21 protein-coding genes are annotated in these 23,068 nt (G+C 71.9%); 8 read left to right on the top strand and 13 right to left on the bottom strand.

The annotated features are described in order from the left end of the window. The first annotated feature begins 30 nt into the window (after nt 1–30). The gene (locus tag NBW76_RS06620) at nt 31–1,428 is read left to right on the top strand and encodes an aspartate ammonia-lyase (protein ID WP_056553248.1); all 1,398 of its coding nucleotides are present in this window, start codon (nt 31–33) and stop codon (nt 1,426–1,428) included. A gap of 60 nt (nt 1,429–1,488) precedes the next feature. Here NBW76_RS06620 and NBW76_RS06615 read toward each other — a convergent pair whose 3' ends face one another. The 7 genes from NBW76_RS06615 to NBW76_RS06585 all read right to left on the bottom strand — a co-directional run bounded on the left by NBW76_RS06615 (nt 1,489) and on the right by NBW76_RS06585 (nt 10,481). Next, complete coding sequence (locus tag NBW76_RS06615) at nt 1,489–2,916, bottom strand: DUF2079 domain-containing protein (RefSeq protein ID WP_056553251.1); 1,428 nt, start codon at nt 2,914–2,916, stop codon at nt 1,489–1,491. After that, nucleotides 2,913–4,130, bottom strand: coding sequence for an ABC transporter ATP-binding protein (locus NBW76_RS06610; protein ID WP_082481735.1), 1,218 nt, complete (start codon nt 4,128–4,130; stop codon nt 2,913–2,915). The genes NBW76_RS06615 and NBW76_RS06610 overlap by 4 nt, the downstream gene beginning before the upstream one ends. After that, nucleotides 4,127–5,095: a hypothetical protein gene (locus NBW76_RS06605; protein ID WP_056553254.1), complete on the bottom strand. Its 969-nt coding sequence runs from the start codon at nt 5,093–5,095 to the stop codon at nt 4,127–4,129. Before NBW76_RS06605 ends, NBW76_RS06610 begins: the two co-directional genes overlap by 4 nt. Next, entirely contained in the window at nt 5,092–6,105 is a 1,014-nt protein-coding gene (locus tag NBW76_RS06600) for a carbohydrate ABC transporter permease (protein WP_056553257.1), read from the bottom strand. Before NBW76_RS06600 ends, NBW76_RS06605 begins: the two co-directional genes overlap by 4 nt. Next, nucleotides 6,102–7,331, bottom strand: coding sequence for an extracellular solute-binding protein (locus tag NBW76_RS06595; RefSeq protein WP_156364711.1), 1,230 nt, complete (start codon nt 7,329–7,331; stop codon nt 6,102–6,104). Before NBW76_RS06595 ends, NBW76_RS06600 begins: the two co-directional genes overlap by 4 nt. Nucleotides 7,332–7,427: 96 nt before the next feature. Next, nucleotides 7,428–8,786 (bottom strand): PhoH family protein, encoded by a 1,359-nt coding sequence (locus NBW76_RS06590; RefSeq protein ID WP_056553264.1) that lies wholly within the window; start codon nt 8,784–8,786, stop codon nt 7,428–7,430. 930 nt (nt 8,787–9,716) lie between these two features. Continuing rightward, entirely contained in the window at nt 9,717–10,481 is a 765-nt protein-coding gene (locus tag NBW76_RS06585; RefSeq protein ID WP_056553267.1) for an isoprenyl transferase, read from the bottom strand. A 55-nt stretch (nt 10,482–10,536) separates the two neighbouring features. Between NBW76_RS06585 and NBW76_RS06580 the strand changes: the two genes are divergently transcribed. Continuing rightward, nucleotides 10,537–11,238 carry a hemolysin III family protein gene (locus NBW76_RS06580; protein ID WP_055964684.1) on the top strand — a complete coding sequence of 234 codons (702 nt, stop codon included), beginning with the start codon at nt 10,537–10,539 and terminating at the stop codon, nt 11,236–11,238. Next, the gene (locus NBW76_RS06575) at nt 11,235–13,754 is read left to right on the top strand and encodes an RNA helicase (RefSeq protein ID WP_056553270.1); all 2,520 of its coding nucleotides are present in this window, start codon (nt 11,235–11,237) and stop codon (nt 13,752–13,754) included. The genes NBW76_RS06580 and NBW76_RS06575 overlap by 4 nt, the downstream gene beginning before the upstream one ends. A gap of 107 nt (nt 13,755–13,861) precedes the next feature. Here the strand turns inward: NBW76_RS06575 and NBW76_RS06570 are convergent, their stop codons facing one another. After that, the gene (locus NBW76_RS06570; protein WP_056553273.1) at nt 13,862–15,877 is read right to left on the bottom strand and encodes a thioredoxin domain-containing protein; all 2,016 of its coding nucleotides are present in this window, start codon (nt 15,875–15,877) and stop codon (nt 13,862–13,864) included. A 76-nt stretch (nt 15,878–15,953) separates the two neighbouring features. Here NBW76_RS06570 and NBW76_RS06565 point away from each other — a divergent pair, with 76 nt between their 5' ends. Then, on the top strand, nt 15,954–16,547 hold the full coding sequence (locus NBW76_RS06565; RefSeq protein WP_056553275.1) for a DUF4126 domain-containing protein: 594 nt from the start codon (nt 15,954–15,956) through the stop codon (nt 16,545–16,547). Between the two features lie 13 nt (nt 16,548–16,560). Here NBW76_RS06565 and NBW76_RS06560 read toward each other — a convergent pair whose 3' ends face one another. Both NBW76_RS06560 and mca read right to left on the bottom strand, forming a co-directional pair. Beyond that, entirely contained in the window at nt 16,561–16,800 is a 240-nt protein-coding gene (locus NBW76_RS06560; protein ID WP_056553279.1) for a hypothetical protein, read from the bottom strand. Nucleotides 16,801–16,846: 46 nt separating this feature from the next. After that, a complete protein-coding gene (gene mca / locus NBW76_RS06555) occupies nt 16,847–17,719 on the bottom strand; it encodes a mycothiol conjugate amidase Mca (RefSeq protein WP_055964668.1) in 873 nt (290 codons plus the stop codon). 91 nt (nt 17,720–17,810) lie between these two features. Here mca and NBW76_RS06550 point away from each other — a divergent pair, with 91 nt between their 5' ends. After that, on the top strand, nt 17,811–18,188 hold the full coding sequence (locus tag NBW76_RS06550) for a DUF4307 domain-containing protein (RefSeq protein WP_056553282.1): 378 nt from the start codon (nt 17,811–17,813) through the stop codon (nt 18,186–18,188). A 69-nt stretch (nt 18,189–18,257) separates the two neighbouring features. Continuing rightward, on the top strand, nt 18,258–18,758 hold the full coding sequence (gene greA, locus NBW76_RS06545; RefSeq protein ID WP_055964662.1) for a transcription elongation factor GreA: 501 nt from the start codon (nt 18,258–18,260) through the stop codon (nt 18,756–18,758). Nucleotides 18,759–18,851: 93 nt separating this feature from the next. On the opposite strand, the gene ilvA is transcribed toward greA, so the two are convergent. Together ilvA and NBW76_RS06535 are read right to left on the bottom strand one after the other, a co-directional pair. After that, on the bottom strand, nt 18,852–20,045 hold the full coding sequence (gene ilvA / locus NBW76_RS06540) for a threonine ammonia-lyase (protein ID WP_055966294.1): 1,194 nt from the start codon (nt 20,043–20,045) through the stop codon (nt 18,852–18,854). A 189-nt stretch (nt 20,046–20,234) separates the two neighbouring features. Further along, nucleotides 20,235–21,362 (bottom strand): AI-2E family transporter, encoded by a 1,128-nt coding sequence (locus NBW76_RS06535; RefSeq protein ID WP_055964660.1) that lies wholly within the window; start codon nt 21,360–21,362, stop codon nt 20,235–20,237. 89 nt (nt 21,363–21,451) lie between these two features. On the opposite strand from NBW76_RS06535, the gene msrA reads away from it, so the two are divergent. Then, a complete protein-coding gene (gene msrA, locus NBW76_RS06530; RefSeq protein WP_056553286.1) occupies nt 21,452–22,102 on the top strand; it encodes a peptide-methionine (S)-S-oxide reductase MsrA in 651 nt (216 codons plus the stop codon). Nucleotides 22,103–22,154: 52 nt separating this feature from the next. On the opposite strand, the gene NBW76_RS06525 is transcribed toward msrA, so the two are convergent. Beyond that, nucleotides 22,155–22,424: a hypothetical protein gene (locus NBW76_RS06525; protein ID WP_055964649.1), complete on the bottom strand. Its 270-nt coding sequence runs from the start codon at nt 22,422–22,424 to the stop codon at nt 22,155–22,157. Nucleotides 22,425–22,600: 176 nt separating this feature from the next. Here NBW76_RS06525 and NBW76_RS06520 point away from each other — a divergent pair, with 176 nt between their 5' ends. Continuing rightward, nucleotides 22,601–22,945, top strand: a complete 345-nt coding sequence (locus NBW76_RS06520) for a hypothetical protein (protein ID WP_156364712.1) — start codon at nt 22,601–22,603, stop codon at nt 22,943–22,945. Nucleotides 22,946–23,068 lie beyond the last annotated feature (123 nt).

Genomic DNA, 23,068 nt, shown 5'->3' with positions numbered 1-23,068 from the left:
CGTCCGACGGGCCCGCGCTAGCGTGGTCGCATGACCGAGACCGACACGACCTGGCGCATCGAGCACGACACCATGGGCGAGGTGAAGGTGCCCGCCGACGCCCTCTGGCGTGCGCAGACCCAGCGCGCCGTCGAGAACTTCCCGATCTCCGGCACCCCGATCGAGCCGGCCCAGATCAAGGCCCTGGCCCAGATCAAGGGCGCCTGCGCGAAGGCCAACGCCGAGCTGGGCATCCTCGACGCCGACGTCGCCGAGGCGATCGTCGCCGCCGCGGCCGAGGTCGCCACGGGCGCCCACGACACCCAGTTCCCGATCGACGTGTTCCAGACCGGGTCGGGCACGTCGAGCAACATGAACACCAACGAGGTCATCGCCACCCTCGCCACGCGCTTGCTCGGCAAGGACGTGCACCCGAACGACCACGTCAACGCGTCGCAGTCGAGCAACGACGTGTTCCCGACGTCGATCCACGTGGCGGCCACGGCCTCCACGGTCAGCGAGCTGCTGCCCGACCTCGACCACCTCGCACAGGCCCTGGAGCGCAAGGCCGACGAGTTCGCCGAGGTCGTGAAGTCCGGCCGCACGCACCTGATGGACGCCACCCCCGTGACCCTCGGCCAGGAGTTCGCCGGGTACGCGGCCCAGGTGCGCAAGGGCATCGCCCGCATCGAGCGCGCCCTGCCGTCGGCCGCCGAGGTCCCTCTGGGCGGCACCGCCGTCGGCACGGGCATCAACACCCCGGTCGGGTTCCCGCAGCGGGTCATCGAGCTGCTCGCGGCCGACACGGGCCTGCCGATCACCGAGGCCACCGACCACTTCGAGGCCCAGGGCGCCCGCGACGGGATCGTCGAGCTGTCCGGGGCGCTGCGCACCGTCGCCGTCAGCCTCACCAAGATCTGCAACGACCTGCGCTGGATGGGCTCCGGACCCCGCACGGGTCTCGGCGAGATCAACCTGCCGGACCTGCAGCCCGGGTCGAGCATCATGCCCGGCAAGGTCAACCCGGTGCTGCCCGAGGCCACGCTCATGGTGTGCGCGCAGGTCATCGGCAACGACGCGACGATCACGTACGCGGGCGCGTCGGGGTCGTTCGAGCTGAACGTGCAGCTGCCGGTCATCGGCCGCAACGTCCTGGAGTCGATCCGGCTGCTGGGCAACACCTCGCACGTCCTTGCCGACCGCTGCGTCGACGGCATCACGGCCAACGTCGAGCGGTGCCTCGAGCTCGCCGAGTCGAGCCCCTCGGTGGTCACGCCCCTCAACCGCCACATCGGCTACGAGAACGCTGCGGCCGTGGCCAAGAAGGCGGTCAAGGAGCGCAAGACGATCCGCGAGGTCGTGCTGGAGGAGGGCTACGTCGAGCGTGGCGACCTCTCCGAGGCCGACCTCGACGCCGCCCTCGACGTCATGAGCATGACCCACCCCTGACGGCGGTCATCTCGGGTCGTCCAGTGAGCCCACGTCTTCTCGGCGTCGAGCGACTGCAGGTCAGTCGCGTCGGGCCAGCTGGTAGCCGTCGGCGTCCCAGACGGTGACCCAGGAGCCGCCGAAGGTCTCCTCGGCGTAGGTGCGGGCGTCCGGCGGCGAGCCGACGCCGGCCAGCTGGTCGAGCAGCACGTACTGCGGGTCGCCGGCGGGCATCGGGCCGTTCCCGACCGTGCCCAGCCAGTACACGTCGCGGTCGGTCGCGAGGTGGGTGATGAGACCGATGTCGGTCACCACCGAGGCGCCGTCGGGCACCAGGTCGACGACCCGCTGGGCCACCTCGGCCCGAGGCGGGACCTCGTAGGTCTGCGGCTCGGTGAGCGCCCACAGGGCCGTCGACGGCAGCATCACCGCCGTGAACGCGAGGGCCGGCAGGGCGAGCCAACGCGTGACGGGGATCCGACGCATGGTGTCGATCGCCGCGACGACGACGATGGTCATGAGCAGCAGCGAGTAGTGCCAGTCGGTGCCCCAGTAGAACGGGTTGTCGCCGACGAAGCGCCACGCGAACGTGGGCAGCACCAGCAGCACCCACGGCGACCCGAGCGCCGCGAAGCCGGTGACCGCGAGCGTGAGCACCACGGTCCAGGCCTTCCTGCCCGGCTCGTCGAGCAGCGTGGCGAGCACGCCACGGTCGCCGCCGACGCTGGACGCGTAGTCGTACACGCCGCCGGGGTTCACCGACGGCAGCACCACGAGCACCACGAGGGCCGCACCCACCACGCCGACGGCCGCGAGGAGCGTGCCTCGGCGGCGCTCCCCCGCCAGCATCAGCACGAGGCCGATCATGAGGACGGTGGCCCCCATGTCCTCCTTGACGAGCAGGAGCGGCAGCGACCACCCGACCACGGCCCGCCACCGACGGTCCACGTAGGCGGCTCCCGCGAGCGCCAGGAGCGGAGCCCCGAACGCGACCTCGTGGAAGTCCGACCTGACCGCCGCGGACACGCCGAAGGACAGCCCGTAGGCCACGGTGAGGGCCCCTGCCGCCCACGGCCCGACGTGGCGCGACGCCAGCCTGCCGACCACCAGCACCGAGACGCCGAGCAGCAGCGCCTGCCCCACGAGCAGCGTCTGCGCCGACGGGAACACGGCGTAGAAGGGCGCCAGCAGCGCGGTGATCGGCGAGAAGTGGTCGCCCAGGACGTTGAAGCCCGGCCCCTTGATGTCGACGATCGGCCAGCCCAGGCCGGCGTAGCCCCGCACCGCCTGCTCGAAGATCGCGTTGTCCCACGACGTCGGCTCGAACCGGCGGAACCGCAGCAGGGAGAGGGCAGCGTAGGCCGCGGTGCACCCGAGGGCCCACAGGACGGGCAGCACCCAGCCGCCCGGCGACAGGCCACGCACCGAGGCACCCCCACCCCCCGGCGCCGCCGAGGCCTCCGGTCCGTCGAGCGCCGGCTCCCGACGGTTGACGTCGTGGTCGGTCACGACGTACGGAGCCGGGCGCCGGTCTCGACGTCGAACAGCAGCACGCGCTCGCGCGGCACCACGAACCGCACGTCCTGGCCGGCGGAACGGCGGTCGGTCGAGGGCAGCTCGGCCACGAAGAAGTTCTGGAACAGGTCGAAGTCGAGCCGGTCCTCGATCTCCTCGAGCATCACCTCGACCTCCTCGTCGAGGTCGTAGCCCACGTACACGAGCTGGGTGCCGCCGCGCCACTCCGCGTCGTCGACGCGACCGGCCACCGTCACCTGTCGACCCGCCTCGGCCTGCGCGGCGATGGCGCCGGCCGTGAGGGGCTCGCCCGCCGACGCCGCAGCGGGGGCAGGATCGGTCGAGGGCTCCTGGCAGTGCTCGGGTCGGATGCCGACGATGACGGTGGCGCGCTCGCCGATCGCGGCCCGCAGGGCGTCGTCGAGCGGCACGGAGGCCACGGGCGTCTCCACGTGCGTGTCGCCGACCGTGGCCGGCAGCAGGTTCATGGGCGGCTGGCCGAGGAACGCGGCCACGAAGAGGTCGTCGGGATCGGCGTAGACCTCGTCGGGCGTGCCGGTCTGGTGGACGGTGCCGCGGTGCATGACGGCCACGCGGTCGGCCATGGTGAGGGCCTCGTCGGCGCGCGAGGTGGTGAACAGCGACGTGCGCTGCTCGTCGCGCTGCCACTGGGTGGTCACCGACCGCACGTGCGTGCGCACGCGGTCGGCCTGGGCGCTGAACGGGTCGTCGAACAGGTAGCCGAGGGCGTCGCGCACGAGCGCCCGGCCGATCGCCACCCGCTGGCGCTGGGCCGGCTCCAGGTCGGCCGGCTTCGCGTCGAGCATGGAGTCCAGCGCCAGGAAGGCCGCCACCTCGTCGATCCGCTCGGCCAGCTCGACCTTGTCGTGACCGCGGCGCAGACGGGTCGCGAAGGCCAGGTTGTCGTGCACGTCGAGGTGGGGGTGCAGCACGTAGTCCTGCAGCACCAGGGCGAGGTCGCGGGCCCGGGGGCCGACCGCGTTGACGACGATGTCGTCGAGGAGCACGTCGCCCTCCGTGTGCTCCTCCAGGCCCACCAGGACCCGCAGGACGGCCGACTTGCCGGCACCGGCCGGTCCGCACAGCACCGTCGTGCTGCCCTCGGGGACGACGAGGTCGAGCCCGTCGAGCACGGTCGTCCCGTCGGGGGCGTCCAGGTGGACGCCTCGCAGCTCCATGGAGGTCATCGGTGGTCCCTTCCGATTAGGCGACGGACGCGACGGGGTGCGATCGCGACGAGGGCGAGCACGGGCAGCAGCCACAGCAGCCCGATGGCGGCAGCCTGGGACGGCTCGACCGAGCCGAGCAGCAGTGTCGCCGGCAACGTGCGGGAGTCGTCGGTGGGCCCGAGCGCCGCGCCCAGGACGGCGTCCTGCGCAGCGACCACCCACACGAGGGCCGCGACGACGAGCAGGTCGGGCGCCAGCACGGGCACCACGAAGGCACGCAGCTCCTGGCGCCGGGTGGCGCCGTCGCTGCGGATCGAGTCGCGCAGCGACCACGGCGCGTCGCGCAGCACGGGGATGCTCAGCCAGACCGCCAGCGGCAGCGCCACGAGCAGCAGGACGGGCGCCACGCTCCAGCGCGAGCCGAGCACACCCAGGTCGGCCGCCGTCACGGACCACGGTCCGGCGAGGGCGACCAGCGGCGCAAGCAGCACGGCCACGAAGGAGACCACCACGACCCGACCTCCCCGCACCCGACGTCGGGTGAGGGCGTAGGCGGCCGGGACGGCGAGCAGCATGGCCACCGCGGTGGCGACGGTGGCGGCGGCGACGCTGGTGAGCGCGGCGTCACGCAGGACCCCGGCCCCCAGCACGTCGCCGAACACCGACCACCGGGGGTCGGCCGGCAGGAGCGAGTCGGCCGTCGTGTCGGCGGGGGTGAGCGCGACGGCGAACGTCCACCACAGCGGCGCAAGGGTGGCCACGACGAACAGCTCGAAGCCGAGGACCGCCCAGAGCGAGAGTCGCCGTCCGGTGTCGGCCACGAGCACGCCGACGGCGCCGGTGATCATCAGCACCACGGCGGTGGCGAGCCACAGCCAGCGGTCCGCCCCGGTGATGAGCAGGATCCCGACGTTGGCGATGACGAAGCCGGCCACGAAGGCGGTGCCGGCGGCCCAGAGGCGTGAGCGGACGGTGGGTCTCATGCGTTCCTCCCGGGCCGGAGGACGGCGACGAGGGCGCCGGCCACGAGAGCGGCGAGCAGCAGGAGCAGGACGGCGACGGCCGATGCGAGCCCGACCTCGAACGCCCCGAACGTGGTGTCCCACAACAGCACGGGCACGGTACGCAGCCCGTCCCTCGGGTCGGCCAGCAGCGGGCCCTCGAGGGCGCGCAGGGCGTCGAGCGAGCGGTAGAGCACGGCGACGGCCACGGCAGGACCGGCCGCGGGCCAGGTGACCCGACGCAGCCGCTGCCACCACGTCGCTCCGTCGGCGATCGCGGAGTCGAGCAGCACGCGGTCGACGCGCGAGAGGCCGACCAGCAGGATGAGCGCCGTGATGCCGGTCCCCCGCCACACCTCCGAGCCCACGACGGCCAGCGCCGACGCCGCGGTGGCGCCGCCGTCGTAGCCGAACCAGGCCGGTCCGACACCGGTGGTCAGCGCGTCACGCCAGATCGTCGCCGAGAGCACCGGCAGCACCGCGAACGGGACGAGCAGGAGGACGGCCACGACCGCAGCCGGGACGGCGAGCCGTCGGACGGCGGCGGCGACGATCGAGCCGAGCAGCAGCTGCAGCAGGACGGCGGACGCCACGAGCAGCAGGGTGACCGAGACGGCGACCCACCACTGGCGGTCGCCGAGGAGTCCGGTCAGGTTGTCGAGCCCCACGAACGTGTCGTCCCGGACCGTCAGGGAGGAGCGCCGCAACGACGACCAGACCGCGAGTCCCAGCGGCCACAGCGTCAGGCCCAGCAGCACCACGAGCGACGGCGCGAGCATCGGCCAGCCCGAGCGTCGACGGCCGGGCGGCACGGCGCCCTGACGTCGACGACGGCGACGGCGACTGGGCGGTGCTCCGATCGGCTCGAGGTCGTGGCCCTCGGGCTCGTCCGCGTCGTCCTGCACCACGTCACCGACCGCATCGTCGGCGGCGGTGCGGGGGTCGGTGTCGACGGGCTGCTCGGCGTCGGGGCCGGGACGGTCGGTGCTCACGGCAGACCTCCCGCGACGGCGGACCGCACGGCCTTCTGCGAGAGGTCCGGGGTGGAGGACCCGACCGCCGACAACGGGGTCCAGGTCTTCTCGAGCGCCGCCCTGACCCGCATCCAGTACGGCGTCCGGGGCAGCGCCAGCGCCGTCTCGAGGGCGGGTCGGGTGACGTCGGCCAGCGGGTAGCCGGCCACCACGTCCTGCGCGTCGTAGGTCGTGGCGCGCGCCGCGCTGTGCCCGGAGCCGGTCATGAGGGCCGCGAGCGAGTCGGCCGACGTCAGGCAGGAGACCGCCTCGTACGAGAGCGACGTGCTCGGCGCGTAGAGCGGCACGGCGAGCGCCGCCCCCGTGGCGGGGGCCGCGGGGGTGTCGGCCACCTGCGGGTACGGCGCCCACTGCAGGTCGCCCGCCACGGTGGCGACGTCGGGGTCGGAGACGAACGAGCTGGGCGCCACGACGAACCCGCCGCGTCGGGCCAGGCCCGCACCGGCCTCGGCGGTCGGGTCTCCGCCGAGGCGGGCCTCCGCGAGGTACTCGACGATGCCAGCGGCCTCCTCGCCCGCGGCGGAGTCGAGTCCGACGTCGGGCGAGCGGCCCTCACCCTCCAGCAGCGTGCCGCCGGCGCCGACGACGAGGGCGTTGAGCCACGCGGCGAGACCTTCGCCGTCGGGGTCGTCCACGAGCACCTGACGGCCGCTCAGCTCCGCGCCCGCCAGCAGGTCGTCCCACGTGATCGGCTTGGTCGTGTCGAGCCCGGCCCGCTCGGCGGCGTTGCCCCGCCACCACAGCAGCCACGGGTCGAACGTCCACGGTGCGGCCACCAGCAGGCCGTCGACCGTGGTGGCCTCGAGCGCGGCGGGCACCACGTCCTGGGCGAAGGGCTGCTTGAGGTCCTCGGGCACCGGGGCGAGCACCTGCGCGGCGGCCAGCTCGGCACTCCAGGCCATGTCCATGCTGAACAGGTCGATCGAGTCGTCACGGGCCAGCAGCCGCCGCACCAGCTCGGCGTGCCGGTCCTCGACGTCGTCGGGAAGTCGCTCGACCTCGATGCGGTACCGCCCGCCCGAGGCGTCGGAGCACGACTCCGCGAGGGACTCGACGTCGGCGCGTTCGGGCCCGACGTACCAGCTCAGCGTCGTCGGCCCGGGCTCCTCCGCGGGGCCGGTGCAGGCGGCGACGAGCAGCATCACGGCAGCGACGAACGCCGCGGACACTCCCCTCCTCGTCACGGGGTCACTCTGCCACAGCAGGGGGCGTGCCGGACGGTGTTCGCCGCGCGGCACGCCCCTCGCGACCGGGCCGTCGGACGACCCGGCCGGCGTCGCTCAGACGCCCACGTCCTCCAGCATCTCGGTGACGAGCGCCGCGACCGGCGACCGCTCCGAACGGGTGAGCGTGATGTGCGCGAACAGGGGGTGCCCCTTGAGCTTCTCGACGACGGCCACCACGCCGTCGTGCCGGCCGACCCGCAGGTTGTCGCGCTGGGCGACGTCGTGGGTGAGCACCACCTTGGAGTTGGCGCCGATGCGCGAGAGCACCGTGAGCAGCACGTTGCGCTCGAGCGACTGCGCCTCGTCGACGATCACGAACGCGTCGTGCAGCGAGCGTCCGCGGATGTGGGTCAGGGGCAGCACCTCGAGCATGCCGCGATCGACGATCTCGTCGACGACGTGCGGCGACGCCACCGCGCCGAGGGTGTCGAAGACCGCCTGCGCCCAGGGGCCCATCTTCTCGTCGGAGCTGCCGGGCAGGTAGCCGAGCTCCTGGCCGCCGACGGCGTAGAGCGGACGGAAGACGACGACCTTCTTGTGCTGGCGACGCTCCATCGTGGCTTCGAGGCCGGCGCAGATCGCGAGGGCGGACTTGCCGGTGCCGGCGCGGCCACCGAGCGAGACGATGCCGATGTCGGGGTCGAGGAGCAGGTCGAGCGCGATCCGCTGCTCGGCCGAGCGGCCGTGCAGGCCGAAGGCGTCGCGGTCGCCCCGGATCAGCTGCACGCGCTTGTCCGCCGTCACCCGGCCGAGTCCGCTGCCCTTGTCCGAGAGCAGGACCAGGCCGGTGTGGCAGGGCAGGTCGCGGACGGTCTCGTCGTCGAGGAGCGCCACGTCGAGGCTGCCGTCCTCGTAGAGCGTGTCGAGGTCGACGGCGTCGACCTCGACCTCGCGCATGCCGGTCCACCCGGACTCCAGGGCCAGCTCGGCGCGGTACTCCTCGGCCGCCAGCCCGACGGCCGACGCCTTGACGCGCATCGGCAGGTCCTTGGACACGAGGGTGACGTCACGCCCCTCGTCGGCCAGGTTCTTCGCCACGGCGAGGATGCGGGTGTCGTTGTCGCCGAGCCGGAACCCGGCGGGCAGCGCCTCGGGGTTGGTGTGGTTGAGCTCCACCCGGATGCTGCCGCCCTCGTCGCCGATGGGCAGGGGGACGTCGAGCATGCCGTGCTTGACGCGCAGGTCGTCGAGGAAGCGCAGGGCCGTCCGGGCGAAGTAGCCGAGCTCGGGGTGGTGCCGCTTGCCCTCGAGCTCGGTGATCACCACGACGGGGATGACGACCTCGTGCTCGTGGAAGCGGGTGACCGCACCGGGGTCGGCCAGCAGGACGCTGGTGTCGAGGACGTAGGTGCGGACGTCGGCGTCGACCTCGGCCGACTCGTTCGCGGCGGACACGCTCTTCTTGACAGTCATGTCTGACTCCCTGCGAAGAACCCGCGCGCCCCTGCGCCGGCCCTTCCCTACTCGGTGGGGGTGGGGCGGCTGGGCTCCGGGGCGAGCATCAACACCCTCGCAACGTACGTCCGCCCCCGCCCCCGGGCGTGGCGACACGCGGGTGTGCGTGTAACGCCCAGATGAACTCTGCGAGGCCCTCGCGCTGCAGCGCTGCGCTGCGTCGGCCGGGGGCTCGTGTGGTGCTGTGCTGCTCCGGCTGGGCCTCGACCTGCTGCTGCGCTGCTCCGGGTGGGTCGTGCCTTGCGGCTGCGTCGCTGTGGCTGCGAGTCGACGTGCGCTCCGAAAGGGCCTCGACCGGCGGCGGGGTCTGGGCTCGGGTGGGTTCTCGGAGCGCGGGTCGGGGGACGCAAGGTTCTGCGTTCGTGCGTGAGGGGGCGAAGGATGCTGCCTTCGTGTTCGGATCCCGTCATCAACGCAGCATCGTTCGGGCTTCCGCGCGCGAAGGCAGAATCCTGCGTCCGCGAGCCTCGGTGCGCGGCGGGTGGGCAGGGATTCTTCCTTTGCGTGTGACGGTCCACGAGAAGGGAGAATCCCTGCCCTCCCGGGCGCCATCTCGTCGCCACGATGCTTGCTTCGCGAGGCACGGTCCACGCGAAGGAAGCATCGTGCGTGGATCCCACTCAAATGGAGAATCGTGGCCACGCCCCGCAGACCCACCCGAGCCAAGACCCCCTGCTCCGGTCGAGGCCTTTCGGAGACCACCCCGACGCGCAGCCACAGCGACGCAGCCGCAGGCGAGATCCCAGCCGCACCCCGCAGACCCAACCGGGCCGAGACCCACCGTCCGGTCGAGGCCCTTTCGAAGACCACCCCGCTCGGGAACCGCAGCGACGCAGCAGCGAGCGAACGCCCGTCCGGGAAGGAGCAGTCGTAGCGGAAGGCGACGCCTCAGGCCCCGAAGCGACGCTCACGCGCGGCGTAGGAGCGCATGGCACGCAGCAGGTCGACGCGGCGGAACGCGGGCCACAGCACGTCGGAGAAGTAGAACTCGCTGTGCACGCTCTGCCACAGCAGGAAGCCCGAGAGGCGCTGCTCCCCCGAGGTGCGGATGACGAGGTCGGGGTCGGGCTGGCCCTTCGTGTACAGGTGGTCGGCGATGTGGTCGACCTCGAGCGTCGAGGCGACCTCCTCGAGGGAGCGACCCTTGGCGGCCTCGGCCAGCAGCAGGGCGCGCATCGCGTCGGTCAGCTCCTGGCGTCCGCCGTACCCCACGCACACGTTGACCTGCATGATCCCGTCCGTGTCGGGCGATGCGGCGGCCGCGCGCTGCAGGCGCGCCGACGAGTCGTCCGGCAGCAGCTGCAGGTTGCCGATGAGCCGCACGTGCCAGCGGCCGTCGTCGGCCAGACGCCCCACGAGCGCCTCGACGGCGTCGAGGATGCTGGTCAGCTCGGCATCGGGTCGCTGCAGGTTGTCGGTGGAGAGCACCCAGAAGGTGACGGTCCCGACGCCGAGCTCGTGGCACCAGTCGAGGAACTCGTCGACCTTCGCCGCACCCGCGCGGTATCCCTGCTCGAGGTCCATCCGGGCGTCCTTGGCCCAGCGCCGGTTCCCGTCGACGATGGCGCCGACGTGCCGCGGCATCCGGGACGGATCCAGGTGCTTGAGCAGTCGGCGCTCGTAGACGCCGTAGGCGACGTGGCTGAGCCCCATGATCCTCATCCCACCACACCCGGTCGGTCAGGTCGGGAGGGCTACTCTGTCCCCCATGTCCCGGACCGATCACGACTCGTCGACCGACGAGGTCACCGACCGCATCCGCGACAACCTCGTCGAGCTCAAGCCGAAGCTGCGCGGGTGGCTGCACGCTGCCACGGCGCCCCTGAGCTTCTTCTCGTTCCTCGTCATGCTGGTCATCGCCGACGACGTCGTCGTGCGCGCCGGCGTGGCCGTCTTCATGGTCTCGGCGCTGCTCCTGTTCGGCACGAGCGCGCTGTACCACACCCGCACGTGGTCCGACGAGGCTCGCGTGGTCTGGAAGCGGCTCGACCACGCCAACATCTTCTTGCTGATCGCCGGGTCCTACACGCCGTTCAGCCTGCTGCTGCTCGACACGAAGGAAGCGACGATCATGCTGTCGCTCGTGTGGGGTGGCGCCTTGGCCGGCGTGGCGTTCCGCGTCTTCTGGGTCGGCGCCCCGCGGTGGATCTACGTGCCGCTGTACATCCTGCTCGGCTGGGCGGCGGTCCTGTACTGGAGCGAGTTCGAGGAGAACGCCTCCACCGCGGTGCTCGCGCTCATGGTCATCGGTGGCGGGCTCTACACGATCGGCGCGCTCGTCTACGGCTTCAAGTGGCCCGACCCGTTCCCGCGCTGGTACGGCTTCCACGAGGTGTTCCACACGCTGACGATCGCGGCGTTCATCGTCCACTACATCGGCGTCAGCCTGCTCGCCTACCAGCAGCGGTGAGCCCGGGGCTGTCGGTTCCCGACGGGGCCTCGCCGGACGACGTCTTCGACGCGTTCGGCGCTTGGGTCGAGGGACGCGGCATCACGCTGTACCCAGCGCAGGAGGAGGCGGTGCTCGAGCTGCTCTCGGGCTCGAACGTGGTGCTCGCGACGCCCACCGGCTCGGGCAAGAGCCTGGTGGCCACCGCCGCCATCGCCGGCGCCCTGGCCCGCGACGAGTGCGCCGTGTACACCGCACCCATCAAGGCGCTGGTGAGCGAGAAGTTCTTCGACCTGTGCGACGTCTTCGGCGCCGAGAACGTGGGCATGCTCACCGGCGACGCGTCGGTGAACCCCGACGCGCCGGTGGTCGTGGCCACGGCCGAGGTGCTGGCCAACCTCGCCCTGCGCGAGGGCAGCGCCGCCGACGTCGGCCTGGTGGTGATGGACGAGTTCCACTTCTACGCCGACCCCGACCGCGGCTGGGCGTGGCAGGTGCCGCTCGTGGAGCTGCCACGGGCGCAGGTGCTGCTCATGTCGGCCACGCTGGGCGACACCACGACGCTGCGCGAGGACCTGGTCCGGCGCACGGGTCGCGAGACCGCGCTCGTGGCGTCGACCGAACGGCCGGTGCCGCTGGTCACGGAGTACGTCACGTCGCCGGTGCAGGAGGTCGTGACCGAGCTGGTGGAGACCGGCCAGTCCCCCGTCTACATCGTGCACTTCACGCAGGCGTCGGCGCTGGAACGGGCGCAGGCGCTCAGCAGCGTCGCGCTGGCGTCGCGGGCCGAGCGCGACCTGATCGCGGAGGCCATCGGTGGCTTCCGGTTCACGTCGGCGTTCGGCAAGACGCTGTCGCGCCTGGTCCGCATGGGCATCGGCGTGCACCACGCGGGCATGCTTCCGCGCTACCGCCGTCTGGTGGAACGGCTGGCGCAGCAGGGTCTGCTCAAGGTCGTGTGCGGCACCGACACGCTGGGCGTCGGCATCAACGTGCCCATCCGGACCGTGCTGTTCAGCGGGCTCACCAAGTACGACGGGCGTCGCCAGCGCCAGCTGCAGGTGCGCGAGTTCGCGCAGATCGCCGGGCGGGCGGGTCGGGCCGGCTACGACACCGTCGGGCACGTGGTGGTCCTGGCGCCGGAGCACGACATCGAGAACGCGAAGGCGATCGCCAAGGCAGGCGACGACCCGAAGAAGCTCCGCAAGGTGCAGCGCAAGAAGGCGCCCGAGGGCCACGTCTCGTGGAACGAGGCCGTGTTCGACAAGCTCGTGAACGGCACGCCGGAGCCGCTCGTGCCGCGCATGCAGGTCACCCACGCGATGGTCCTCGACGTCGCGCAGCGTCCCGGCGACGCGATCGCCGCGCTCGACCGGCTGATCGAGGAGAGCGTGGTCCGTCCCGAGGACGTCGAGCGGCTGCAGACCCGGGTGCGCGACATCGTCGAGGCCCTCGTGGCAGGCGGGGTGGTCGAGAGGCTCGACCCACCCGACGCGGAGGGTCGCACCCTGGTCCTGACCATCGACCTGCAGCGCGACTTCGCCCTCAACCAGCCGCTGTCGCCGTTCGCGATCGCCACGCTCGAGCTGCTCGACGTGGAGTCCCCGGAGTACCACCTCGACGTCGTGTCGGTCGTCGAGGCGACGTTGGAGGACCCGCGGCCGATCATCTCCGCCCAGGTGTTCCGCGCGCGGGGCGAGGCGGTGGCGCAGATGAAGGCCGACGGCATCGAGTACGACGAGCGGATGGAGCTGCTCGACGAGGTAGAGCACCCGAAGCCGCTGCGCGACCTGCTGGAGGCGGCCTACGAGACGTACACCCAGGGACACCCGTGGGTGCGCGACCACGAGCTCCGCCCGAAGTCGGTGGTGCGCGAGATGGCCGAGCGGGCCATGACGTTCTCCGAGCTGGTCTCGGACTACGGGCTCGCGCGCTCGGAGGGCATGGTGCTGCGGTACCTGTCCGACGCGTACAAGGCGCTGGAGCGGACGGTGCCGGCGTCGGCGCGCACGGAGGAGCTGACCGACCTGACGGCCTGGCTGGGCGAGCTGGTGCGCCAGACCGACTCGAGCCTGCTCGACGAGTGGGAGAAGCTGGTGAACCCGGCCGACCCGGCGAGCCTGGACCGGGCGCAGGCCGTGGCCGACGGCGAGGAGACGATCCGCCCGGTCACCACCAACGAGCGCGCGTTCAGGGTGCTGGTGCGCAACGCGATGTTCCGTCGGGTGGAGCTGGCTGCGCTGGGCCGGTGGGACGCGCTGGGCGAGATGGACGGCGAGGACGGCTGGGACGCCGAGGCGTGGCGCGAGGCCATGGCGGCCTACCGCGAGGAGTACGACCACCTCGGCACCGGCCCGTCGGCCCGTGGCCCGGCCTTCATCGACCTGCAGGTCCAGGGGAGGACGTGGCACGTGCGCCAGACCTTCGAGGACCCGGAGGGCCACCGCGACTGGGGCATCTCCGCCACCGTCGACCTCGACGCCAGCGACGCCGCCGGCGAGGCCGTCCTCACCGTCACCTCCGTCGGCCCCGCCTGACCCCACCCTCCCCCCATCGGTGGATCCTCAACATCTGACCCACCATCGGTGGATCGTCAACGTCAGCGACGCTGCTGCGGTTGAGGATCCACCGATGCGGGGCCGGTTCAGAGCAGGGCGTGGTCGGTGACCGGCAACGCGCAGACGTGGTCTCGGCAGACGTAGGCGGTGGCGCGACCGTCGACGGCCACCCGGTCGGCGAGCAGCGGCACGGCAGGATCGGCCGACGCGGCCGCGACGACGACGGCCGGCGACGTGCGCAGCAGGGCGGCTCGATGCATCCCCGCGCGTGAGTCCGCGTCGGGTCCGACCACGGCGATCTCGTCGGGCCCGGCCACCAGGGCCTCGGCGGCGGCGAGGGTCCACCCGGCGAAGCGCGGCAGCTTCTCCCCCAGCTGCGCGGCCGAGCGCACCGCGCGCTCGGCGGCCTCGCGGTAGCGCGGGTCGGCGGTCACGGCCGCGGCGGCGACGAACGCGTGCGCGGCGGCCGACGTGCCCGACGGGTACGCGTTGTCCGACGCGTCCTGCGGACGGACCACCAGGTCGGACGCGTCGTCCGCGGTGTCGAAGAAGTCGTCGCCGTCGGATGCCGCGAAGTGGTCGAGCACGCGCTCGAGCACGGCCCGGGCACGCTCGAGCCACACCGCGTCGCCGGTCACGCCGAGCACCGCGACGAACGCCTCGGCCACCGTGGCGTGATCCTCCAGGACACCGTCGTGGACCCCTGCCACGCCGTCGCGCGACGCCCGCAGCACGCGGCCGCCGTCGCGCAGGTGCACCTCGGCGAGCAGCGTGGCAGCGCGCACGGCGGCGTCGGTGAACCGCGGCTCCTCCAGCAGCACCCCCGCCTCGGCGAGGGCGATGACCGCCAGGGCGTTCCAGGCGGCCACGACCTTGTCGTCACGTGCGGGTCGGGTGCGCTCGGAACGAGCCGCCAGGAGCGTCGCGCGCACCGACGCCCACCGCTCGGGGTCGTCGGGGTCCTCGCGCAGCTGCAACGTCGAGAACCCACGCTCGAACGTGCCCGGGCCGGTGACGCCCAGCAGCTGCGCCGCCCACGCCCCGTCGGAGACGCCGAGCAGCCGCATCAGCTGGTTGGGGTTCCACGCGTAGAACGCGCCCTCGTGGACCTCGCCGCGCGGGTCGGCGCTGTCGGCGTCGAGGGCCGACGCGAACCCGCCCTCCGGCGTGGCCAGCTCGGCCAGCAGGAACTCCGCCGTCTCGGTGGCGACGCGCCGTGCGAAGGCCTGCCGCGCGACGTCTCCGGTCGCCAGCTCGGCCCGCCACCAGTGCAGGTAGACCCGCAGCAGCTGGGCGTTGTCGTAGAGCATCTTCTCGAAGTGCGGCACCTGCCAGTAGCGGTCGACGCCGTAGCGGGCGAAGCCACCGGACAGCTGGTCGTACATCCCGCCGCGCGCCATCGCGTCGCAGGTGGTGCGGACCATCTCGAGGGAGCGTTCCGTGTCCGTGCGCGCCCAGTGCCGCAGGCACGCCTCGAGGACCATCGACGGCGGGAACTTGGGGCTTCCGGCGTAGCCGCCGGCCTCGTCGTCGTGCTGGCCCGACAGCACCGTCTGCGCCACGTCCAGCGCCTCGGCGTCGAGCGCGGAGCCGCCCGCGTCCACCACGTCGCGCAGGTGCTCGAGGACGTCGGCACCGACCTTCGTCACCTCGTCACGGCGGTTCTGCCAGGCGTCGGCGAGCGCCTGCAGGATCTGCGTGAACGCCGGCTGCCCCTGCCGCGGCTCGGGCGGGAAGTACGTACCGGCGAAGAACGGCTCGCCCGTCGGCGCGAGCACGACGGTCATGGGCCATCCGCCCTGGCCGGTCATCGCCTGCGTGGCGCGCATGTAGACCGCGTCGACGTCGGGCCGCTCCTCGCGGTCGACCTTGACGTTGACGAAGTGGTCGTTCATGAACTGCGCGGTGGTGGGGTCCTCGAACGACTCGTGCGCCATCACGTGGCACCAGTGGCACGCGGCGTACCCGACGCTCAGCAGGATCGGCCGGTCGAGCGACTGCGCGAGCGCGAGCGCCTCGTCGCCCCACTCCCACCAGTCGACGGGGTTGTCGGCGTGCTGGAGCAGGTACGGGCTGGTCGCTGCGCTGAGTCGGTTCGGCACCCCTCCACCATGCCAGCCCGGTCCCGGGCCGCTCGTCGGTCCGCCGGGAACGCCCCTCATCGGCCACACTGGCGCCATGAACCTGGTGGCCATCGCGTTCTCGACGGGCTGGGCGAGCGGGGTGAACGCCTACCTCGTCGTCCTGACGCTCGGGCTGGCCGACCGGCTCGGCGGGTTCGAGCAGATCCCCGACCAGCTGGCCCGGCGCGACGTGCTCGTGGCGGCAGGCCTGCTCTTCGCGATCGAGCTCGTCGTCGACAAGATCCCGTACCTCGACTCCACCTGGGACGTCGTCTCCACCGTGCTGCGCCCCACCGTGGGCGCGGCCCTCGGCGTCCTCGTGGCGGGCGACGCGGGCGCCAGCGAGGCCGTCTACGGCACGATCAGCGGCGGCAGCGCGCTGGCCAGCCACCTGGTGAAGGCCGGCACGCGCCTCGCGGTCAACGCCTCCCCGGAGCCGTTCACCAACATCGGGGTCAGTGTCGGCGAGGACGTCACCGTCCTGGGCGTCGTGGCACTGCTGCTCGCCAACCCGTGGCTGGCGTTCACGCTCACCGCGGTGCTGCTGGTCGCCGGGATCGCGATGCTCGTGCTCCTGGCGCGCCTCGTCCGACGAGGTCGGGCCCGGTGGCGACGTTCACGACCAGGTCCCGGCGCACTGCCGTCTTGACCAGCTGCTCGGCTCAGTCGCGGTCGTCGTGCGCGCCGCTGGGGTTGGTCGACGTCGTGACGTCGTCGGCCTGGTCGCCCTCCCAGGGCTGGGCGGCCTTCTTGGTGTGCTTCGCGAAGGACTTGGCCAGGAAGAACACGGCCACCGCGAGGGCGGCGACGATGCCGAGCGCGAGCCAGCCGGGACGCACGATGTTCGGGTCGAGGCCACGCGGCCTCTCGGCCGTGACCAGGATCGTCAGGAGCTCACCCATGGCCCCAGCCTACGCCTGCGGTTCCGGGGTCCGCCGGTCGGCCGGGTCAGCGCAGACCGGCGAAGAGGTCGTCCTCGGGCAGCGACGTCTCGACCTTGGAGTCGACCAGCTGGTAGTCCTCGGTGGGCCACGCCTCGGCCTGGACCTCGTTGGGGATGGAGAAGAACCAGCCGTCGGGGTCGATCTGGGTGGCGTGGGCGAGCAGCGCGGCGTCGCGGACGTCGAAGTACTCGGCGCACTCCACCCGGGTGGTGAGCCGGGCCTCGTCCTCGGGCTTGCGCTCCCACTTCTCCATGCGCTCGGCGTAGGGGTTCTCCAGGCCGTGCCGCTCGACGGCCGCGGAGATCGCCTCGAGCTTCTTGAAGTTCCAGCCGAGGTGGTAGTAGAGCTTGCTGACCTGCCAGGCCTCGCCCAGCTCGGGGTGCCAGTCGGGGTCGGCCGCCTTCTCGTAGGCGAGGACGCTGACCTGGTGGCACATGATGTGGTCGGGGTGCGGGTAGCCGCCGTTCTCGTCGTACGTGGTGAGGACCTGCGGCTTGAACGAGCGGATGAGGCGCACGAGCGGGATCGCGCCCTCCTCCACCGGGACCAGGCCGAAGCACCCCTCGGGCAGCGGCGGCTTGGGGTCGCCCTCGGGCCAGCCGGAGTCGACGAAGCCGAGCCAGTCCTGGGTGACGCCGAGGATCTCGCGGGCGCGGTCCATCTCCTCGCGACGGATCTCGGTGATCAGCTCGGGGTTGTCCTCGATGCCCGGGTGCTGGAACTGCGGGTTGAGGATGCTCCCGCGCTCACCCCCGGTGCACGTGACGACGTGCACGTCGACCCCTTCGGCGACGTACTTGGCGGTGGAGGCGGCACCCTTGCTCGACTCGTCGTCGGGGTGCGCGTGCACGTGCATGAGGCGCAGCTTCTCGGTCACCGCCCCAGTGTTCCACCGGCACGCACACCCGCACGGACGGGGTTCACCAGGCAGGACGCCACCCTCAGGACCGACCTGGGAGAATCGTGGCGTGAGCACCCTCGACGAGCGCTACGGCCGCCGCACCACGCGACGCTGGGTGTGGCCGACGGTCACCGCCGTCGGGGTGGCCCTGGGCATCGTGTGGGCCGCCTGGGTGGCGCTCGACACCGAGCCGGTCACGGCGGAGGTCCACGGCTACGCGGTGGAGTCGCCCGCGCGGACCGTCGCGACCATCGAGGTCCGACGTCCGGAACCGGTCCCCGTCCGCTGCACCGTTTACGCCCAGGCCCTCGACCACTCCGTCGTGGGCGAGCGCACCGTCGACGTGCCCGCCGGCACCCGCGAGCGGACGCGCGTCGAGGTGCCGATCAGCACCGAGCGCGAGGCCGTCACTGCCGTGCTGAGGACGTGCCAACTCACCGACTGACTGCTAGGCTGCACGTTCGACCCCAGGCTCGATGCCTGGGGTTCCGCTTGTTTTCCAGGAGGTTCGAACATGTCTCAGTCCAGCACCGAGACCATCTGGGTCACCCAGGAGGCGTACGACCGTCTGAAGGTGGAGCTGGCGAATCTCAAGGACGTCGTCATGCCCGACATCACCGAGAAGATCGCCGCCGCCCGCGACGAGGGTGACCTCAAGGAGAACGGTGGCTACCACGCCGCCCGCGAGGAGCAGGGCAAGGCCAACGCCCGCATCCAGCAGCTCGAGGACATGCTGCGTCGCGCCGAGGTCGGCGAGAAGCCTGCCGACGACGGCATCGTCGAGGCCGGCATGGTCGTCGGCGTCACGTTCGCCGGCGACGACGACGTGGAGCGCTTCCTGCTCGGCTCGCGCGAGCTGCTGAGCCTCGACTCGGCCGTCGACCTCGACGTCTACTCCCCCACGTCGCCGCTCGGCGCAGCGATCTTGGGCAAGAAGGTCGGCGACGACGCCTCCTACGAGGCGCCCAACGGCAAGACGCTCACGGTCTCGATCGTGGAGGCCAAGCCCTTCTGAGCGACCGTTCCTGACGCGGCCCTCGAGTCCGCGGCACGAGGCATGACGAGGCCCCGGGACCCGATGGTCCCGGGGCCTCGTCGCGTCCGACGCTCAGACGAGCAGGTGGCCGAGCTCGCCCAGGCGCCGACGTGAGGCCTCGGCGTGGTCGGGTCCGCGGGTGGCCGCCTGGACCGCGACCTCGACCTCGCGCACCCCGAGCGACTCCGCGGAGCGGTCGTGGGCCACGTCGAGCACGTTGACCTGCAGGTCGGCGAGGTCGGTGAGCAGCCGCATCAGCTCGCCCGGGCGGTCGGAGAACCGGACCCGCAGCTGCATGAAGCGACCCGCGGCGGACAGGCCGTGGCGGATGACGTCGAGCAGGAGCAGCGCGTCGATGTTGCCGCCGGACAGCACGGGGACCACCGGGCCCTGGAACCGTCCGGGGTCGTCGAGCAGGGCCGCCACGCCGGCGGCACCCGACGGCTCGACGAGCATCTTGGCGCGCTCGAGGAGGCCGATGAGGGCCGCGCTCATCGCGTCCTCGCTGACGGTCACCACGTCGTCGAGCTGCTCGGCGATCACCTCGAAGGGGATGAGTCCCGGCTGGGCCACGGCGATGCCGTCGGCCATGGTCGGGCCCATCACGCCGGTGACCGGGTGGCCCTCGGCGAGCGAGGTCGGGTAGGCGGCGGCGTCGGCGGCCTGCACGCCGACCACGGAGACGTCGGGTCGGCGTTCGCGCAGCAGGGCGATGCCCGCGGCGAGCCCGCCGCCACCGAGAGGCACGAGCACGGTGCGCACGTCGGGCAGCTGCTCGATGATCTCGAGGCCGACGGTGCCCTGCCCGGCGAGGACGTCCTCGTGGTCGAAGGGGTGGATGAGCACGGCGCCGGTGCGCTCGGCGAACTCCTGGGCGTGCACGAGCGCCTCGGTGACGCCGGTGCCGGCGAACTCGATGTCGGCGCCGTAGCCGCGGGTGGCGGCGATCTTGGGCAGGGCCGCGCCGTCGGGCATGAAGATGGTCGCCTTCGCGCCGAGCAGCTGCGCGGCGAGGGCGACGCCCTGGGCGTGGTTGCCGGCGCTGGCGGCCACCACGCCACGCGCTCGCTCGGCGTCGCTCAGCCGCGCGATGCGCACGTAGGCGCCGCGGATCTTGAACGACCCGGTGCGCTGGAGGTTCTCGCACTTGAGGTGCACGTCGGTGCCGACCCGTTGGCTCAGCCACCGCGAGTGCGCCATGGGAGTGCGCTCGACCACCGGCGCGATCAGCTCACGCGCCGCCTCGACGTCTCGCAGGTCCACCACCCTGCTCACCCTAGACGGGATCCCCCACGCTCCGCGTCCGCCGGTCGTGGCCGTGAGAGGTAGGTGGCGCGCGGAATGCCGTCGAGCGGTAGGACGCCCGCGGATTCGACCCGCCAATCCGCGGCACACCTACCGACGACCCGTGACGAAGCGCGGTGCACCTACCGCCGATGCAGCGCGCCGACGGTCTCAGGCCGGCTCGGGCTCGGCGTCGGAGTCGGCGTCGGGAGGTATGTCCTCGGGTAGTCCGTCCTCCTGCAGCGGCGCACCGGCCTCGGCGGCGAGGTGACGCACGATGCCGTTGAGGCAGGCCACGAGCGGGACGGCCACGAGGGCGCCGACGATGCCCGAGACCGTGATGCCGGCGGCGATGGCGATGATGATCGCGAGCGGGTGCACGGCCACGAACCGGCCCATGAGGAACGGCTGCAGCACGTGCGACTCCAGCTGCTGGACGGCCACGACGGCCGCGAGCATGAACAGGGCCACGATCGGACCCTGGGCCACGAGGGCCACGAGCACCGCCACGAGACCCGACAGCAGTGCGCCGATGATCGGGACGAACGCACCGAGGAACACCAGCACGCCGATCGCGAGGGCGAGGGGCACGCCCAGCAGCCAGGCGGCGACGGCGATGCCGATCGCGTCGGTGAGCGCAACGAGCACGGTGGCCCGGACGAAGCTGGTGAGGCTGTGCCAGGCGGTCTCGCCCGACGTGTGCACCTTCTCGCGCGCGGCCTGCGGGAACAGCGCCACGAAGAACGCCCAGATCCGGTTGCCCTCGTAGAGGAAGAAGAACGACGCGAAGAGCGCGATGAAGAAGCCGGTGACGAAGTGCGTCAGGGTGGTGCCGACAGCGGCCAGCTGGTCGACGGCGGCGGTCTCGCCGAACGTGCGGATCGCGTCCTGCACCTGGTCGACGTAGCGCGTCAGCTGGCTGTCGCTGAGTCCCAGCGGACCGTTCTGCGACCAGTCCTGCACCTGGGAGATGCCCTCGATGACCTGGGCCTTGAGGTCGTAGAACTGGGTGGAGAGCTGTTGGCCCACGAGCGCGATGAGCCCGAAGAACAACGAGAGCATGGTGAGCACGACGATGGCCGTGGCCAGCAGACGCGGCAGGCCCCTGCGCTCCAGGAAGTCGACGGAACCGATGGTCAGGGCGGTGCCGAGCAGCGCGATGGCGATCGGGACGGAGACCTCGGAGAAGAAGCTGAGCAGCCAGTACAGGCCGTAGCCGGCGGCCCCGATGACGAGGAGTCGCCAAGCCCACGCCGTCGCGATCTCGACGCCGACCGGAATCTCTGGACGCGTGCTCACCTGCGTGGTTCCCTCACTCGGACGACACTATCGGGAACAGCGCACCGCGCACGGTCGTTGACACGCGTGGACCCAAGGAGTGTGACCCGATGATCTTCGGAACCCGCAAGACCGAGCTCCCCGACGCGCAGAGCGCCCTGCCCGGCCGCGCCGATCGACCCTTCGCCGTGGGCACCACGCACCGCGTGCTCGGCACCCCCATCGAGACCCCGCTCGACGCGGGCGTCGTCCCCGACGGCTTCGAGGTGACCGTGGTCGGCCTCGGCTGCTTCTGGGGCGAGGAGAAGACCTTCTGGGAGGTGCCCGGCGTCTGGTCGACGTCGGTGGGCTACGCCGGTGGCATCACCCCGAACCCCAGCTACGAGGAGGTGTGCACCGGCCGCACCGGCCACGCCGAGGTCGTGCGGATCGTCTTCGACCCGTCGAAGGTCACGTACGCCGACCTGCTCAAGGTGTTCTGGGAGAACCACGACCCGACGCAGGGCATGCGCCAGGGCAACGACCGCGGCACCCAGTACCGCTCGGTCCTGCTCACCACCACCGACGAGCAGCAGCGCCAGGCCGAGGAGTCGCGCGACCGCTACCAGGAGCAGATGACCAAGGCCGGCTACGGCCGGATCACCACGGCCATCTCCCCCCTGGGCGAGTACTACTACGCCGAGGAGCCGCACCAGCAGTACCTCGCGAAGAACCCCTTCGGCTACTGCCCGCTGCACGCGACGGGCGTCAGCTACGCCTGACCCGGCGCACGCCGGGAGCCCGTCGGACCACCGGTCCGGCGGGCTTCGTGTGTCACTCCTCGGTCCGGGCCGCCCTGTCGTCCGCCGAAATTGCCTCGGCATCCCGCATCCTGCGCCGCTCGATCTGCTTCAGCGTCGGGTTCTGTCGAAGCCAGATGAACGCGTTGGCGGCCAGGAAGATCGCGCAGGCAACGAGCAGCGCCACCGGCCTCGACAGGCCGGTGATGGCCGCAACGGAGCCTCCGGCGCCCATCAGCGCGAACACGGCCCAGACGCGATGACTCCTAGGCGCGTCCTTCATGTATTGCTCATAGGTCTTCATCGGTGCCGCCACATCAGTTCGTCCGTCCCGACAGCGTAAAGGTGCGCAGGCTCTTCCTCCCCGAGTGGACGAGGGACTCCTCACCCTCACGAGACATCCGGCTCGATCGTCGGTATCCCTTCCACACGCCGTCTTTTCCGCTGCGCATCGACCCTGACGCGGTGTAGAACGGCACCGTGTCAAGAGAGGACGTCGAGCGCCCGGGAGGCGGCGCGTCCTACTCGTCCTCCAACGAGCCCGTGCCGTTCGACCTCGAGGCGGAGGCTCGCGACGCGACGGGTGCGACGTGCCACGTCTGCGAAGCACCGGCGACCGTGATGGTCGAGGTGCTCCGGCGCACGGACAGGAACGGGAGCGCCGTGGTCCTGTGCGACGAGGATCATCGCCTGGCCTCGGGCGGAGAGCTCGAGGTGCTGGCCCAGCGCATGGCGCAGGACGGGATAGGTGACGTCGACGACCACCGCAGAGTCGCCCGGATCCTCGTCACCGACCTGGGCAGATCCACCCCGATCCCCCCGTAGCGGTTGGCGCTGACCAGCGGCCCGACCCAGCATGGTGTTCTGACGCATTCGCGTCGATCCATGCGCGAATAATCGTCGCCAACGCGTCAGAACGCGAATGGGGCCGGCGCGGTTCGCAAGGAT

It is taken from the genome of Aeromicrobium sp. Leaf245, from assembly GCF_942548115.1.
GTDB lineage: Bacteria > Actinomycetota > Actinomycetes > Propionibacteriales > Nocardioidaceae > Aeromicrobium.
This window is presented reverse-complemented; position numbering and strand designations above follow the sequence as displayed.